Annotated in this window: 14 protein-coding genes; 7 read left to right on the top strand and 7 right to left on the bottom strand. The window is 72.3% G+C overall.

The features are described from left to right. Positions 1-75: 75 nt before the first annotated feature. Complete coding sequence (locus B1205_RS15235; protein ID WP_217809802.1) at positions 76-660, bottom strand: TetR/AcrR family transcriptional regulator; 585 nt, start codon at positions 658-660, stop codon at positions 76-78. Between the two features lie 63 nt (positions 661-723). Here B1205_RS15235 and B1205_RS15230 point away from each other — a divergent pair, with 63 nt between their 5' ends. Continuing rightward, positions 724-1632 carry an oxidoreductase gene (locus B1205_RS15230; protein ID WP_089156218.1) on the top strand — a complete coding sequence of 303 codons (909 nt, stop codon included), beginning with the start codon at positions 724-726 and terminating at the stop codon, positions 1630-1632. 15 nt (positions 1633-1647) lie between these two features. Here the strand turns inward: B1205_RS15230 and B1205_RS15225 are convergent, their stop codons facing one another. The 4 genes from B1205_RS15225 to B1205_RS15210 all read right to left on the bottom strand — a co-directional run bounded on the left by B1205_RS15225 (position 1648) and on the right by B1205_RS15210 (position 5885). Beyond that, positions 1648-2679, bottom strand: a complete 1032-nt coding sequence (locus B1205_RS15225) for a methyltransferase (protein ID WP_089156217.1) — start codon at positions 2677-2679, stop codon at positions 1648-1650. Next, positions 2676-3845, bottom strand: a complete 1170-nt coding sequence (locus tag B1205_RS15220) for an aminotransferase class V-fold PLP-dependent enzyme (protein WP_089156216.1) — start codon at positions 3843-3845, stop codon at positions 2676-2678. Before B1205_RS15220 ends, B1205_RS15225 begins: the two co-directional genes overlap by 4 nt. Beyond that, positions 3842-5107 (bottom strand): hypothetical protein, encoded by a 1266-nt coding sequence (locus tag B1205_RS15215; RefSeq protein WP_089156395.1) that lies wholly within the window; start codon positions 5105-5107, stop codon positions 3842-3844. The genes B1205_RS15220 and B1205_RS15215 overlap by 4 nt, the downstream gene beginning before the upstream one ends. A gap of 73 nt (positions 5108-5180) precedes the next feature. After that, positions 5181-5885: a tryptophan 2,3-dioxygenase family protein gene (locus B1205_RS15210; RefSeq protein ID WP_089156215.1), complete on the bottom strand. Its 705-nt coding sequence runs from the start codon at positions 5883-5885 to the stop codon at positions 5181-5183. 241 nt (positions 5886-6126) lie between these two features. On the opposite strand from B1205_RS15210, the gene B1205_RS15205 reads away from it, so the two are divergent. Both B1205_RS15205 and B1205_RS15200 read left to right on the top strand, forming a co-directional pair. Further along, positions 6127-7317, top strand: coding sequence for a cellulose binding domain-containing protein (locus B1205_RS15205; protein WP_089156214.1), 1191 nt, complete (start codon positions 6127-6129; stop codon positions 7315-7317). 47 nt (positions 7318-7364) lie between these two features. Next, the gene (locus tag B1205_RS15200; RefSeq protein ID WP_254909968.1) at positions 7365-8501 is read left to right on the top strand and encodes a glycoside hydrolase family 53 protein; all 1137 of its coding nucleotides are present in this window, start codon (positions 7365-7367) and stop codon (positions 8499-8501) included. Positions 8502-8526: 25 nt separating this feature from the next. Here the strand turns inward: B1205_RS15200 and B1205_RS15195 are convergent, their stop codons facing one another. Next, complete coding sequence (locus B1205_RS15195; RefSeq protein ID WP_089156213.1) at positions 8527-10044, bottom strand: ricin-type beta-trefoil lectin domain protein; 1518 nt, start codon at positions 10042-10044, stop codon at positions 8527-8529. On the opposite strand from B1205_RS15195, the gene B1205_RS15190 reads away from it, so the two are divergent. Beyond that, the gene (locus B1205_RS15190; RefSeq protein WP_441338500.1) at positions 10033-11676 is read left to right on the top strand and encodes a cytochrome P450; all 1644 of its coding nucleotides are present in this window, start codon (positions 10033-10035) and stop codon (positions 11674-11676) included. The two genes, B1205_RS15195 and B1205_RS15190, sit on opposite strands and share 12 nt — an antisense overlap. A gap of 28 nt (positions 11677-11704) precedes the next feature. Here B1205_RS15190 and B1205_RS15180 read toward each other — a convergent pair whose 3' ends face one another. Continuing rightward, positions 11705-12385, bottom strand: coding sequence for a DUF7019 family protein (locus tag B1205_RS15180; protein WP_089156212.1), 681 nt, complete (start codon positions 12383-12385; stop codon positions 11705-11707). A 116-nt stretch (positions 12386-12501) separates the two neighbouring features. Here B1205_RS15180 and B1205_RS15175 point away from each other — a divergent pair, with 116 nt between their 5' ends. The 3 genes from B1205_RS15175 (at position 12502) to B1205_RS15165 (ending at position 14722) form a co-directional block, all read left to right on the top strand. Beyond that, the gene (locus B1205_RS15175; RefSeq protein ID WP_089156211.1) at positions 12502-13170 is read left to right on the top strand and encodes a hypothetical protein; all 669 of its coding nucleotides are present in this window, start codon (positions 12502-12504) and stop codon (positions 13168-13170) included. A gap of 98 nt (positions 13171-13268) precedes the next feature. After that, on the top strand, positions 13269-14234 hold the full coding sequence (locus tag B1205_RS15170) for an RNA polymerase subunit sigma-70 (RefSeq protein ID WP_089156210.1): 966 nt from the start codon (positions 13269-13271) through the stop codon (positions 14232-14234). 65 nt (positions 14235-14299) lie between these two features. Continuing rightward, complete coding sequence (locus B1205_RS15165; protein ID WP_089156209.1) at positions 14300-14722, top strand: DUF6069 family protein; 423 nt, start codon at positions 14300-14302, stop codon at positions 14720-14722. The last annotated feature ends 41 nt before the right edge of the window (positions 14723-14763 follow it).

Here is a 14763-nt window from a genome sequence, read left to right as displayed (position 1 = left end):
ACGATTGGTCGCGTCGCCGGGCCGCTCGGACGGCAACGTGCTGCCACCGTCGAGATCCGGGCGTCGGGCGCCGGGTCAACGGCGCCGGGATCCGCGGATGAACTGGTCGACGGCGGTCTCGGTGATCCCGTCGAGCAGTTCCGGTGCCACCAGGTTGCCGTTGACCAGGGTGGCGATGCCCTGCAGGGTCGCGAACAGCACGATGCCGGCGCGTGGTGAGTCGCCGGGTTCGAGCACGCCCTGTGCCTGTCCCTGCCGGATCAGGGAGTCCAGCAGTCCGAACGGCGCGGCGGCGGCCGCGACGAGCCGTTCGGCGCCCTCGCGGTGTTTGCCGGTGAACATGAGTTCCAGCAGCGCGGCGTCCTCGGTGGCGAACCTCAGGTAGGCCGCCGCGGCGGCGTGCAGGCGCGGTCCGAACTGCGTGCCGGCGGCGTCCAGTGCCGCGCGCAGCTCCGCGTCCAACCGGGCGAACCCGGCCTCGGCGAGCGCGTCCAGCAGCGCCTGGCGGTCCGGGAAGTGGCGGCGGGGGGCGGCGTGGCTGACACCGGCCTCGCGGGCCAGCTCGCGCAGCGAGAGCTGATCCGCGCCGTGCTGGCGCAGGCTGCGCTCGGCGGCGGCGAGCAGCGTCGTCCGGAGGTTTCCGTGATGGTACGCGGGCACGCCGCACATCGTAGCCGAATGTTGTCGTTGACATCATTGTTGCTGCTGGCTACATTGTTGCTCATGACAACATTCAGCACCGCGCAGATCCCGCCGATGACCGGCCGCACGGTCGTCGTGACCGGGGCGAACAGTGGCATCGGCCGCGCCGCCGCCCACGCGCTCGCCGGCGCGGGCGCCCGCGTCGTGCTCGCCGTCCGCGACCTGGAAAAGGGGCGGGCTGCCGCCGCGGCCATGGCCGGTGACGTCGGCGTACGGCGGCTCGACCTCGCCGACCTCGCCTCGGTCCGGGCGTTCGCCGAGGACGTCACCGAACCGATCGACGTGCTGGTCAACAACGCGGGCGTGATGGTCCCCCCGCTCGGCCGCACCCGGGACGGCTTCGAACTGCAGATCGGCGTCAACCACCTCGGGCACTTCGCGCTCACCAACCTGCTGCTGCCGCGGATCCGGGAGCGGGTGGTCACCGTCTCCTCGAACGCGCACCGGGCCGGCACCATCGACCTCGACGACCTCAACTGGGAGCGTCGGCCCTACCGGGCGTTCCCGGCGTACGCCCAGTCGAAGCTGGCGAACCTGCTGTTCACCGCGGAACTCCAGCGTCGCCTCACCGAGGCCGGCGCGCCGGTGCTCGCCACCGCCGCGCACCCCGGGCTGGCCGCCACCAACCTCCTCGCGCATCTCGACGACGGGCGGTCCCCGCTCCGGCGGTTGCGCGCGGCCGTCATCGACCGCTTCTCGCAGAGCGAGGAGGACGGCGCGTTGCCCACGCTCTACGCCGCGGTGGCGGAGGTGCCCGGCGACAGCTACGCCGGCCCGAGTGGTTTCCTCCAGGGACGCGGGGCTCCCACGCTGGTCGGTCGGTCGAGAACCGCCCGGGACGGCGCGCTCGCCCGCCGCCTGTGGGCCCGGTCGGAGGAGTTGACCGGCGTCACGTTCCCACTGACCGCGCCGAACACCCCCGGCAGGTGACGCCGCCCGCTCCGGTCAGCCGGCCACGGGCGGCTTGTACGCGGTGACCAGTTCCCAGGTGCCGGCCAGCACCGCCACCCGTTCGAAGCCGGTCTCGGCGAGCAGCTTGGTGTAGAACTCGGTCTCGCGCAGCCGGCTGACGCAGGTGTCCACGCCGATCAGGAAGTAGCTCCAGAAGAACTGCATGGCGAGGCGGTCCGGGGTGCGGAACTCCTCGCTGATGACGAGCAGCCCGCCCGGCTCCAACGCCGCGTACGCCTGCTCCAGCAGGTGACGGGCGACGTCGTTGGGCCAGTCGTGCAGGACGCGCACGAAGCACAGCGCGTCGTAGCCGGTCGGCAGCGCTTCGGCGAGGAAGTCGCCGCCGACGAACCCGAGCCGGTCCGGGTGTCCCCGCGCGACGCGGGTGGCCGCGACGAGCGGCGCCACGGCGGGGAGGTTGTAGACGTCGGCGTGCAGGTGCGGCGCGGTGTCCAGGATGTGCGCGGCGAGCGTGCCGTCGCCGCCGCCGACGTCGAGCAGCCGGCGTCGGTCGGCCCAGAGCGAGCCGGCGTGCCGCCGTACGGTCTCGACCACCGGGCCGAGCCCGACGGCCATGCTGCGTTCGAAGTCGGCGGTCTGGGCGTCGGTGCGGGGCGGCCAGGCGAAGTCCTCGTCACCGATGCCGACCTCGCCGCGCAGGCTCTCGGCGAGCCGGCCGTGCAGCAGCCGCCACGGGTAGCGGTCCCGGTCCCGCTCGACCGCGCCCGGACCCACCACCGCGGCGACCGTGTCCCGCAACCCGGGCAGGGCGCGGTAGCTGGTCGCGCCGATGTCGTCGCCGGGCTCGTCGCGGGTCAGCAGACCGAGGCTCTCCAGGCAGTCGAGGAACTTGTACAACCGCAGCGGGCGCATCCCGAACCGGTCGGCCAGCGCGTCGAGGCGGACCGGGCCGGGCTCCAGCGCGTCGAGCAGGCCGGTGTCGAACGCGGTCCGGAGCACGTCCATGGCCTTCGGGCCGTTGGCGAGCAGGCTCATCAGCGCCCGGGGGGAGAGGGCGACGGTCATCGGTGCAGCTCCTTCGTCAGTGCGTCCATGAACGCGTCGACCTCGTCGAGGGTGTTGTAGACGTGCGGGCCGATCCGCAGGTAGCCGCGCCAACTGCCGATCAGCCCCTGGGCGGCCAGCCGGTGCTTGACCGTCTCGCCGTCGGGGACGTCCAGGCAGACCACCCCGCCGCGACGCCGCGGCGAGGTGGGGCTGACCACGTCGATCCCGGCCGCCGCGGCCCGGTCCAGGATCCGCTGGGTGAGGGCCAGGGAGTGCGCCCGGACGGCGTCGAGGCCGACCTCCGCGAGCAGGTCCAGGCCGACCTGCGACAGCAGGGAGGTGAGGGGGTACGGCGTGCCGCCGGCGAACCGCTGGGCGCCGGCTGCCCAGCCGTTGGACGGCTGGAACGTCAACGCCCGGTCGCCGGCCTGCCAGCCGGTGGCCGCCGGTTCCAGCGTCGACGCCAGGTCCGGTCGGACGTAGAGGAAGGCGGTGCCGACGCCGCAGAGCCACTTGTGCGCTCCACCGAGGACGATGTCGACGTCGAGGGCGGTGACGTCCAGCGGCACCACGCCGACGGTCTGGAAGGCGTCCACGACGACCAGCGCGCCGACGTCGTGGGCGCGGGCGACGAGGCGGGGCAGGTCGACCGTGGCACCGGAGGTGAAGCTGGCGTGCGACACGCAGACCAGGAGCGTCCGCTCGTCGATCCGTGCTTCCAGGGCGTCCTGGTCGAGGTGGGGGCCGCCGGTGCCGACCACGTCGAGCCGGGCGCCGTAGCGGCCGAACGCGCGGAAGATGAACGGTACGGTGGGGTACTCCAGATCGGTGGTCACCACGCGGTCGCGGGGCGGGCGGTAGTCGAAACAGGACGCCACGCGGGCGAGCAGGGTGCTCATGTTCCCGTCGGTGATCACGCTGCCCGGCGGCGCGCCGAGGAGACCGGCCACGGAGTCCGCGTACCGGTCGAGGCCGACGTGCCAGTCCTGCCACACGTCGTCGCGCCAGGTGCGCAGCGTCTCCCAGTAGTCGCGCAACACCCGCTCGGCGCGGGCCGGCACCGCGCCGGTGGAGTTGTTGTTGAGGTAGACGCAGGTGCCCAGCACCGGGAACTCCGCGCGCAGCGCGGCGTGCGCGGCGTCGTCGAGCAGGCGCGGCGTGGCCGTCGGGTCGGTGCGGCTCATGCGTGCTGGCCCCCTACCGGGTCGAGCGGATCGGACTGCCGGGTGACGGCGGTGAACACCGGCAGGTCACGGACGGCCGCCAGGTACGGCGTGCCCTCGGTGTAGCCGGTGCCGGAGCGGGCACCGAGCATCCGGGTGGCGAGCCGGTGGTGGGTGCGTCGCCACCGCAGCAGGGCCGCGGCGAATTCCTCCATCCGCCGCGCCACCAGGCGTCGGTCCGGGCCGTCGAGCCGGCCGTCGCGCACGGCCGAGCGGTACGCCTCGTCGACCGTCGGCTCGCCGGCCCGGATCCGGATCCGCACCTCCGGCACCGACCGGTAGGCCACCGAGTCCAGTCGACCTCGGGACGGGGCCCGGCAGAGCGACTCCACCCGCTTGTAGGAGCGCGACTGGATGGCGCTGGCCCCCTCGGTGTACTGCCGGAACGTCCGGAACGAATCCGGCTGCATCGTGGCCAGCAGGGAGAACAGCGGGCTGGCGCCGTCGACCAGGTCCCGGGCGTACGCCAGCCGGTCGGCCGCCGGCCCGGGGCGGTCGCCGGCCAGCGTGGCGACGGCGGCGCCGAGTTCGCCGGCCACCCCGGCGAAGAGGCATTCGTACGCCTGGAGCACCCGGATGAACAGGTACTCGTCGTGGGTGACGTGGACGGGCAGCATGCTCAGCCGCAGCGGCAGCTCCGCGGCGGGATCGAGGTCGACGGCGACGGCGTGCAGCGCGGCGGCGGCATCGGTCGGTCCGGCGTCCCCGGCCGCCGGGCACCGACCGAGGCGGACCAGTGCGGGAGCGGCGGCCCGGACGCCGAGCCGGCAGCGCTTGGCCACCAGCGCCGGCGCGGGACGTTGTCGCGGGAGCAGATCGGTGTCCTGCCCCAGCGCGGCGCGTTCGAAGGCCAGCGCGTCGGCGACCAGGCGGACGAACAACCGGTCGCCGGCCCGCCGGGCGGTGGCGGCGCCCCCGGCCGGGCCCGGGTCGTCGGCTGCGCCGGGCAGGCGGAGCAGCGGAAGGGCCAGATAACTCCGGTAGTCGTAACGTCCGTCCCACTTGTCGAGTGCCACGTCGAGGAAGTCGCGCAGGAGGCGCGTCGCTTCGGCGTCCCCCATTCCGGTCGCGGCCGGGAGCCGCCTGCGCGCCGCGTCGAGCAGTTCGAGCAGTTCCTTCCCGACGAAGTGTTTGCCGACCCGGTGGAATTCACCCAGCACGGCCGGATAGGGGAACGCGCGGGGGTCGGCCGCGCCGGCCGACCAACTCGTGAGTTCGTGCACCACAGAGCCCTTCGACGATTCTGAGAACGACACGGACGCGGAGGGATACGTCACCCCCGTCGAGCGCGGGTCGTCAGAGTGGGGCGGCGCCGGGGTCGTCGCCGCCGGCGTCGAGTCGGGCCTGCCACAGTTCCGGGAAGAACCGGTGCTCGACGAGCCGGGCGAGCATCGTCGCCGGACTGCCCGGGGTGCCGGCCGGCGCGTGCCCGCCGATCCGCAGCGCCACCTGGTAGTGCCGGAACCGCCAGTGCGCCACCCGCTCGTCCCACTCGATCATCGCCTCGGCGAGCCGGCACGCCGGGTCGGTCGGGTCCGCCGGGTCGAGTGCCGCCGCCGCGATTCCCCTGTTCGCGAGCTGGTCGGCGAAGGAGCGTCCGAGCTTGCGGCTGGCCGTTTGGACCTTCCGCCACCCCGGTGACTCGGCGCCGGAGCCGTTGCCCAGGGCTGGCTGCATGGCCTGGAAGTCCGCGGGGGACAGGTGCCGGAACATCTCCAGCTGATCGGTGACCAGCCGGACGGCGAGGGTCGAGCGCGCCAGCAACGCCTCGGCCGCCGCCAGTTCCCCGGCGTCCACCCGCGCGGTCGCCTCGGCCACCTCGGCGGCCGCCAGCTTGAGCCACAGCTCGCTCGACTGATGCACCACCTGAAACAGCAACTCGTCGCGGTGAATGACCTCGTCGGGGTGCCGTTGCAGTCCGAGCAGCACGTCCGTACGCATGTAACGCGCGTAGTCGGTGGCGCCGGCCCCGGGTAAAACGGGCGACTTGTCGCGCTTCAAGGATGACCCTCCGCTCGGCGTCGGCACGCCAGAGTCGGCGGCGCGGCACGGCCATTATTCAATGACGAACGACGATGCGCCAGGGGCGTGACCGGCTCCCTTTCCGTCGTCTCTTCCGAGGGCGGAAATTCACCCGCCGAAGGTGACGAAATCGTTTCATGGCGATGAATTCCCCTACCGGTCGCCGACCGAGGCGTGAGATACGTTGGCGATCATCGATGCATGGCGGCATCGTCGTCGTATGACCGGCGTCTCCTCATCCCCGCTGATCCGCCGGCTGCGACCGGGTCTGGTGGCCGCAGCCGTCCTGTCGACGGCGGTGCTCGCCACCGCACTGAGCGCCGTACCGGCCGCCGACGCCGGCACCGCGGCGCCCGCCGCGTACCCCGGGGTCGCCCTGGCGCCCGACGGCCCGGCGGTGGCCGCCGCGGAGCCGACCCCGACCGTGCCGTCGGCGCCGGCCACGGCGCCCAGCACGCCGAACACGTCGCCCTTCCCGCCGAGTGCGCCCACGAACCTGACCGCCACCCAGGTCCGGACCCGCTCGGTCACCCTCACCTGGACGGCCGCCACGCCCGGCTGCTGTCCGGTCACCGGTTACGACATCACGTACTACCAGGCCTTCGACGACGTCATCTACAGCGCCAGCGTCGGGGCCGTCACCACCGCCACGATCACCAACTACCTCCAGCCGGGCCGGCAGTTCTCGTTCCGGGTGGCCGCCAAGGACAGCCTCGGGCACCGTTCCGCCTCGTCGGACACGCTGACCGTGGTCACCCCCGTGACGGACACCGGCCCGGACACCACCCCGCCGAGCGCCCCGCAGAACCTCAGCGTCGGCGCGGTGACCGCCTCGACCGCCACGCTGTCCTGGTCGCCGTCGACCGACGACGTCGGCGTGCTCGGCTACAACGTCTACCGGTTCGACGGCTGGTTCACCTCGACCCTGGTCGCCACCGTGCCAGGTACGACGTACACGGCGTCGCTGCCCCCGGCGACGCCGCTGCGGAACCTGTACTACGTCCGGGCCCGGGACGCGGTGGGCAACGTGTCGATCGCCTCCAACACGGTCACCCTGCCCACGGCGTCGGACCCGCCGACGCCGCCGCCCTCGACCTGCCGGGTGAGCTACCGGAACCAGTCCGAGTGGCCGGGCGGCTTCGTGGCCACGGTGACGGTCCAGAACACCGGCACGGCGCCGGTCGACGGCTGGATCGTCACCTTCGGCTACCCCGGGGACCAGCAGGTCACCTCGGCCTGGAACGCCACGGTCGGCCAGACCGGCGCCACCGTGACCGCCCGTGACGCCGGCTGGAACCGCCTCCTCGCGCCGAACGGCTCCGCGTCGTTCGGCGTCCAGGGACGGTGGGGTGCCAGCGACGCCCCGCCGACCGGCTTCACGCTGAACGGCGCCCCATGCGCGGTGGGCTGACCGCGCCCCGTAGCCCGGTGTCCCGTAGTCCGGTGGGAGGCAGTCTCGTGCGTACGCATCCGGTCGTCACCCCCCGCCGTCGGCCCCTGCTCGGGGCCGTCACGGCCGGCATCCTCGCCGTCGCCACCACGCTCGGCGTTCCGTCCGCGCCCGCCGTCGCCGCGAACACGCTCACCATGCGCGGCGCCGACATCTCCTCGTTGCAGCGCAGCCTGGACCTGGGCGCGCGGTACTACGACGCCGGCGGGGTCGCCCGGGACCCCCTGGACATCCTGAGGTCCGTCGGCGTGAACTACGTCCGGCTGCGCGTCTGGAACAACCCGGCCAGCGGTTACAACAACAAGAGCCGGGTGCTGACCCAGGCGAGGGCGGCGAGGGCGAAGGGCCTGAAGGTGCTCGTCGACTTCCACTACTCCGACACCTGGGCCGATCCCGGCAAGCAGTACAAGCCGGCCGCCTGGGTCGGGCACAGCCTGAGCCAACTGCGCACCGACGTGTACGCCTTCACCTACGACGTCTGCGCGAGCCTCAGCGGTCAGGGCACCCCGCCGGACAGCGTGCAGATCGGCAACGAGATCAACGTGGGGATGCTGTGGAACGAGGGCAAGGTCGTCAACAACGACTTCGCCCCGCTTGCCGGCCTGCTCAAGCAGGGCTACAACGCGGTCAAGGCCTGTGGCGGCGGCATCCCGGTCATGATCCACACCGCCGACGCCGACAGCAACGCCAACGCCCGGTGGTTCTACGACGGCATCCGCGCCCAAGGCGTGCAGTGGGATGTCACAGCCCTGTCGTACTACTGCATGTGGCACGGCTCCCTGGCGAACCTCTACGACAACATCGTCGACCTGCGGGGCCGCTACGGCAGGCCGGTGGTGATCGTGGAGACCGCGTACCCCTTCACCCGCAACAACGCGGACAGCGAGCCGAACGCCATCGGCGACGCGACCTGTGACGGCATCGCCGCGACCTGGGCCGGGCAGGCCCAGGAGTTCGACTGGGTCCAGAACACGGCCCGCAACGCCGGGGCGATCGGTGTCTTCTACTGGGAACCGACCTGGTACGCCGTCCGCGGCAACGGCTGGGACCCGGCCGACATCAACGGCACCGGGAACCAGTGGGACAACATGGCCGTCTTCGACTGGTCCGGGCGGGTGAACCCGGGCGTGCGCTGGACGCCCTGATCCGCCGCCGGCCGCCGGGGACGACTCACACCGCCGTCCGCGACCACTGCTGGTTGGTGCCGGTGTTGCACGCGTACTGCTTGAGGACCACGCCGTCCGCGGTCGACGCGGCCGGTACGTCCACGCACTTGCCGCTGTGCCGGGCCCGGAGCTGGAACCAGGTGCCGTTGGCGACCATCTGGAACTGCTGGTTCGTGCCGGTGCCGCAGGTGTACTGGATGAGTTCGGCGCCGTCGGCGGTGGACGCGCCCACCACGTCGAGGCACTTCCCGCTGTTGCGGCTGACGATGCGCCACCAGCCGCTGCCGGCGTCGGCGAACTGCCACTGCTGCCACGCGTTGCCGTTGTACGTGTACTGGCCGACGCGGGCACCGTTGTCGGTGTTCGGCGACTGGACGTCCATCGCCTTGCCGCTGTGGCGCGCGGTGATCCGGTAGAACGTCGAAGTGGGCGGCGGTGTCGTGGGGCCGCCGCCGACGGTGTCGCCCCACCCGTAGCGGATCCGGTCCGCGCCGGAGGTGTTGCGGACGGTCAGATTGAGGTCGGTGCCGGTGCCGCTCAGCGAGAACATCGAGTACCAGTCGTAGCCGATGGTGCCGGGCTTGCCGCCGAGGGCGGGCCAGTAGGTGCCACCCATCTGGTTGTCGCGCATGACCTGGGCCATGGCACGGATGTGCCGGACGAAGTTGTCGGTGCTGTTCGCGTCGGCGTAGTTGCGGCCGTCGTTCATGGGCGCGCCGAACTCGGTCGCCACCGCGCGGGAGGCGCAGTTGCCCAGGCGGGTCTGGATGTGGCTGCGGAACGCGTCGTAGGTCATCGCCTCGTAGAAGAAGGCGTAGTGGTGGAAGGAGAACAACGTCGCGTTGAAACGGCTGTCGTTGCAGAGGTCCCGCAGGTCCTGGCTGAAGCCGGTGCCGCCGATGAGCACCCGGCCGGGCACCGCCGAGTAGTGGTAGCTGAGCCAGTTCGCCGCGACGTCGCGCCACTCCGCCGAGCTGTAACCGTGCGGTTCGTTCATCGGCTCGAAGTAGACATTCGGGTTCGAGCCGTAGGTGTTGGTCACCGTGGACCACATCGCGTTCCACGCGGCGAGGTTCGTGATCCGGCCGCCGGAGGCGGCGCCGTCCTCCCAGTAGGCCAGGATGACCTTGAAGCCGCGGGCGGTGGCGGCGTCGATGGCGCCCCGGTAGGCCTCCCACCACGCGGTGCCGACCGTGTGCGTGTTGACGGGCAGCCGGACGGTGTTGACCCCCATGGTGGAGGCCATGTCGTCGTAGAGGGCGTTGGCCTTGGCCCGCACCGTCGCGTTGCTGTCGGACTGGCTCAGGCCCTGCACGACGAGGGGCCCGGTGCTGAAGTTGTCGCCCAGCACGGCCCAGTTCATGCCGCGGAACGTTCCGGTGGCGGCGGTGGCCGGCGACGACGCGACGAGGACACCGCCGACCATCGCGGTCAGCGCGGCGATCAGCGCGATCAGGATCGGACGGGGTCGGGGTGCGCGGCCGTCCGGCGACGTGCTCCGGGTCCAGAAGTGGTCGATCACGCGATCCCACCTTCCCGTGTTAGCGCTAACACAAAATCGTCGAATGTGCTTATTGTTACCAACGCGTTACGGCCCAGTGTTGGCGATCCGTCCGGTCGCGTCAAGGCATCGAAGCTGCTCATCCCCTTGTGTCGACCTTCGTCGGTGAGTAACGTAGCGCATCGATGTGACTACTCGGCGTTGTTGCAGGAGGTGGTCCGCGTGACGCGAGCCGTGGAGACGGAGCTACCCCCCTGGCCGCCGGTCGACCCCGATCGAGGTCCGTTCACCCTGCTGAACGAGGCCGACCGGGACCGCTACACCGGCCCGGTGCGACGGGTGCGGCTGCCCACCGGGGCCTCGGCCTGGCTGGTCACCCGGCACGCCGACGTCCGCCACATGCTGCGCCAGCCCGGCTTCAGCTCCGATTTCGCCCGTCCCGGCTTTCCGGTCCTGCGCCCGTTGCCGCCGCAGTCGAACGAGAACAGCGAGGGCTCGTTCATCCGGATGGACGGCGCCGAGCACTCCCGGCTGCGGCGGATGCTCACCGCCGAATTCATGATCAAAAATGTCCGCCGGATCGAGCCGCTGATCCAGCGCACGATCGAGGAGACGCTCGACGTCATGGCCGCCGCCGGGCCCCCGGCCGACCTGGTGTCGGCCTTCGCCCTGCCGCTGCCGTCCATGGTGATCTGCCACCTGCTCGGCGTCCCCTACGCCGACCACGACTTCTTCCAGACCCGCAGCCGCACCCTGCTCGACCGGGACATGCCGCCGGAGCGGGTCCAGCACGACTTCGAGGAGCTGCGGGACTACCTCCGGGCGCTGATCGACACCAAGCGGGCCCGGCCCGACGAGTCGGACGACCTGCTCGGCCGGCTCATCCGGGAACGGGTCGAGCCGGGCGAACTCGGCGTGAACGAGCTGGTCGGGATGGCGCTCCTGCTGCTCATCGCCGGTCACGAGACCACCGCCAACATGATCGGGCTGAGCGTCCTGCTGCTGACCCGGGAACCCGCGCGGTACGGCATCCTCCGCACCGAGCCCGACCGGGCGGCGGGCCTGGTGGAGGAGCTGCTGCGCTACCTGAGCATCGTGCGGACCGGACTGTTCCGGGTGGCCACCGAGGACGTCGAGGTCGGCGGTCGGACGATCCGGGCCGGTGAGGGCGCGATCGCCCTGATCTCGCTGGCCAACCGGGACGCCGAGGTCTTCGACGACCCCGACGGGTTCGACCCGTACCGGCAGGCGCACCAGCAGGTGGCCTTCGGATTCGGGGTGCACCAGTGCATCGGGCAGCCGNCTCGCGCTCGTGGCGCTGGCCCGCCACTTTCCCGACCTGCGGGTGACGGCGGCCCCCGAGGAGCTGCACACCCGCGACAACTCGATCGTCTTCGGTCTCGACGCCCTGCCGGTGACCTGGTGACCGCCGCGGGCCGGCCGGTCGACGAGGAGGCGACGGTGCGGGTGGAGGTCGACCGGGACGCCTGCTGTGGGTCGGGGAACTGCGTGCTCACCGCGCCGGAGGTCTTCACGCAGGACGACGCCGACGGCCTGGTGCTGCTGCGGGCCGCCGTGCCGCCGGACGGCAGTGCCGAGCGGGTGCGTCGCGCCGCCGACCTCTGCCCGGCCGGGGCGATCCGGGTCACCTGAGCGGGCGCGGTCGGCCGGCGCCACCCGGTCAGGCGAGCGCCACGTAGAGCGGCGTGCCGAGGAGGGCGAGCGACGCGTCGACCACTTCGTATCCGGCGTCGGTCCGCCAGAAGGCGGGCCGGGGCAGCGGCCCCACCGCGAGCCGGCGGGCGACGAAGTGCATCGGTTCCCACGGCCCGCCCATCTGGCAGGTCGCCAGCTCGACACAGTTCAGCGCGGTGGAGGGGGAGCCGATCCTCGCACTCAGTGCGCCCCACGGACTGTCGGCGAGGTGCCGCCGGAGAGCGCGGGTGAGCTCCGGGGTGCCGGAGTGGGAGTGCGGGTGGGCGGAGCCGGTCTGACCGAGCACGTGCCGGCGGGACCCGCCGAGACCGAGGATGGTCGTGTCGGTGCGGCCACCGAAGTAGACGAACTCCGGCTCCTCGTTCCAGGACGCGCCGCCGTACGGCCCCCAGCTCAGGTCCAGCGGACCCCGGAAGTAGCCGCGCGGCTCGTCCACCGAGCCGATCTCGCCTTCCTGGTCCAGGAACTCCTCGACGATCCGCAGCCGGGTGTACAGGTCCGCGCCGGTCGACGGGTCGGTGGCGTCGCCGGTCCTCGGATCGACATCGAGGTCAAGCTTGGCGGCGATGTTGTGCCGGTGCTGGGCCGGCACCTGTGCGAAGAGCTGGTCCACCTTCGTCCTGGAGATGTAGACGTAGTACCGCACCCGGCTCTCCCGCCATCCGGTCGGCCGCAGCCCGACGGCCGAGGCAGTGTCGCGCGAGACAGTAGGGCAGAGTGCTGTACCCCGCAAACACGTCGCCGACACCAAGGTCCTGACCGATGAATCGACACTCCCGCCGCCTCACCCCGTTCCTGATCGGCGCCGGCTTCCTCGGCGTCGTCGCCGTCGTCGCCTACCTCCTCCAGCGATACGGCAGCACGCGGACGACGGTCACCCAGACCGGCACGGTGACCCGGACGACGGCCGAGAGCAACGCGCTGGCTCTCGCCGTCGTCACCGGCCTGATCGCGCTGGCGTCGGCCGCGCTCACCGCGTTCGTCGGTCACTGGTTCACGACCACCGCCGAGACCAGCCGGCGCGCGGCCGCGTACCGGGCCGCTCGGGCCACCCGGATCCGCGAGCAGATCGCCACGGTCGCGTCCGACATCGCCGCGATGCTGGAGGACGTCCGCCCGGTGGAGGAGGCGGCGTCCCGGGCGCTCGGCCACCAGCAGGCCGTGCTGTGGGGCCAGGCGAGGCTCGCCGTACGCAAGGCGACCAACGCCGCCCTGCCCCACGTCGGAGTGTTGCCCGACGCGTTGCTGCGGGACGCGGCGCAGGCGGTGTTCGACGTCCACGCGGGTTGGTACGAGCGGGCGGAGGAAGCCCTTCGCGCGGGTGGCGTCGAGCCGGACCGGACCGCCGTGGCGGCGTCCCTCGACACGTTCTTCACCCGCGCCCGGGTCGTGATCGAGGAGGTCGAGCAGGACGAGTCGGAGCCGTCCTAGGCGTCGCGCCCGGCGTGCCGGGCTGGCCGGGCGATGAGTTGTCGGGCCCGTCGCCGTCATACCTACGACGGGACACGACGGGACGGAAGGACGACGTGATGAGTGCGGACACGCTACTGGAGGAGTCGACGTTCACGGGGCTGGCCGAGCGGCACCGGCGGGAGCTGCACGTGCACTGCTACCGCATGCTCGGCTCGTTCGAGGACGCCGAGGACACCGTGCAGGAGACGTACCTGCGTGCCTGGCGGCGGCGGGAGACGTTCCAGGGGCGGTCGACGGTGCGCGCCTGGCTGTACCGCATCGCCACCAACGCCTGCCTGGACCTGCTCGCCCGGTGCCGCCCGGAGCCCGCGACCGGCGGTGAGGTGCGGTGGCTCCAGCCCTACCCCGACCGGCTGCTCGACGAGTTGCCCGCGGGCGACGCGGACGCGCCGGAGACGCTGGCCGTCGCGCGGGAGACGATCGAGTTGGCGTACCTGATCGCGGTGCAGCACCTGGCCCCGCGTCCGCGGGCCGTGCTGATCCTGCGCGACGTGCTCGGCTGGCCGGCGAAGGACGTCGCGGAAACGCTCGGTGACTCCGTCAACTCGGTGAACAGCGCGTTGCAGCGGGCCCGTGCCGGCATGCGCAGGCACCTGCCCGCCGAGCGGCAGGACTGGACCGGCGGCGAGGAGGACGCCGGCACCCGCGAGTTGGTCCGCCGCTTCACCGACGCCAGCGTGGCCACGGACATCCCCCGGCTCGCCGCGCTGCTGCGTGACGACGTCCGGTTCGCGATGCCGCCCACGCCGGGCCGGTACGTCGGCCGCGACGCGGTGGTGGGCAACTGGACCGACGAGGGCTTCGGGGAGATGACGGGGCTGCGGGCCGTGCCCACCGCGGTGAACCGGCAGCCCGCCGTCGCCTTCTACCACTGGCGGAAGGAGGAGGGCGCGTACCTGCCGCTGACCATCGACGTCCTGCGCGTCAGCGGCGGGGCGATCAGCGAGGTCATCATCTTCCACGACGACCAGTTCCCGCGGCTCGGGCTGCCCGAGCGCCTGCCGGCGGACGGCACGCGGTGATGCCGGCGCGCATCCGCTCACCCCACACCCGCTCACCCGGCACGACCGAATCCTGGAGGATCGACATGAGCAGCACGCACGGCACCGCCCGTTCCCGCCCGTTCCGCCGGCTCGTCGGCGTCGGTCTCCTCGCCACGCTCGCGGCGGTGGTGGCCACCACCCTCGGTGCCGCGCTGGCCCGGGCCCTGGGCGTCGACTTCGAGGTCCCCGACGGCGGCGAGACCATCCCGTTGCCCGGTTTCGCGGTGGTGACCGGCCTCTTCTCGATCGTGGGCGTCGTCATCGCCGCCGCGCTTCTCCGGTGGAGCGCACGCCCCGCCGAGCGGTTCAGGTGGACGGCGGTGTCGCTGACCGCCGTCTCGCTGGTCCCGCCCTTCCTGGTCGGGGCCGCCGCCGCCACCGTCGTCGCCCTGCTGGTGCTGCACCTCGTCCCGGCGGCGGTGATGATCCCCGCTCTCACGCGGAGCCTCCGCGCCCGGACCGACTGACGGTCCCGCGACGGTCGACGACGTCGGTCGTCACCGTCGCG

It is taken from the genome of Micromonospora sp. NBS 11-29, assembly GCF_002140155.1.
Lineage (GTDB): Bacteria > Actinomycetota > Actinomycetes > Mycobacteriales > Micromonosporaceae > Micromonospora.
The sequence above is the reverse complement of the archived record's forward strand: the minus strand, read 5'-3'. Positions and strand labels throughout refer to the sequence as shown.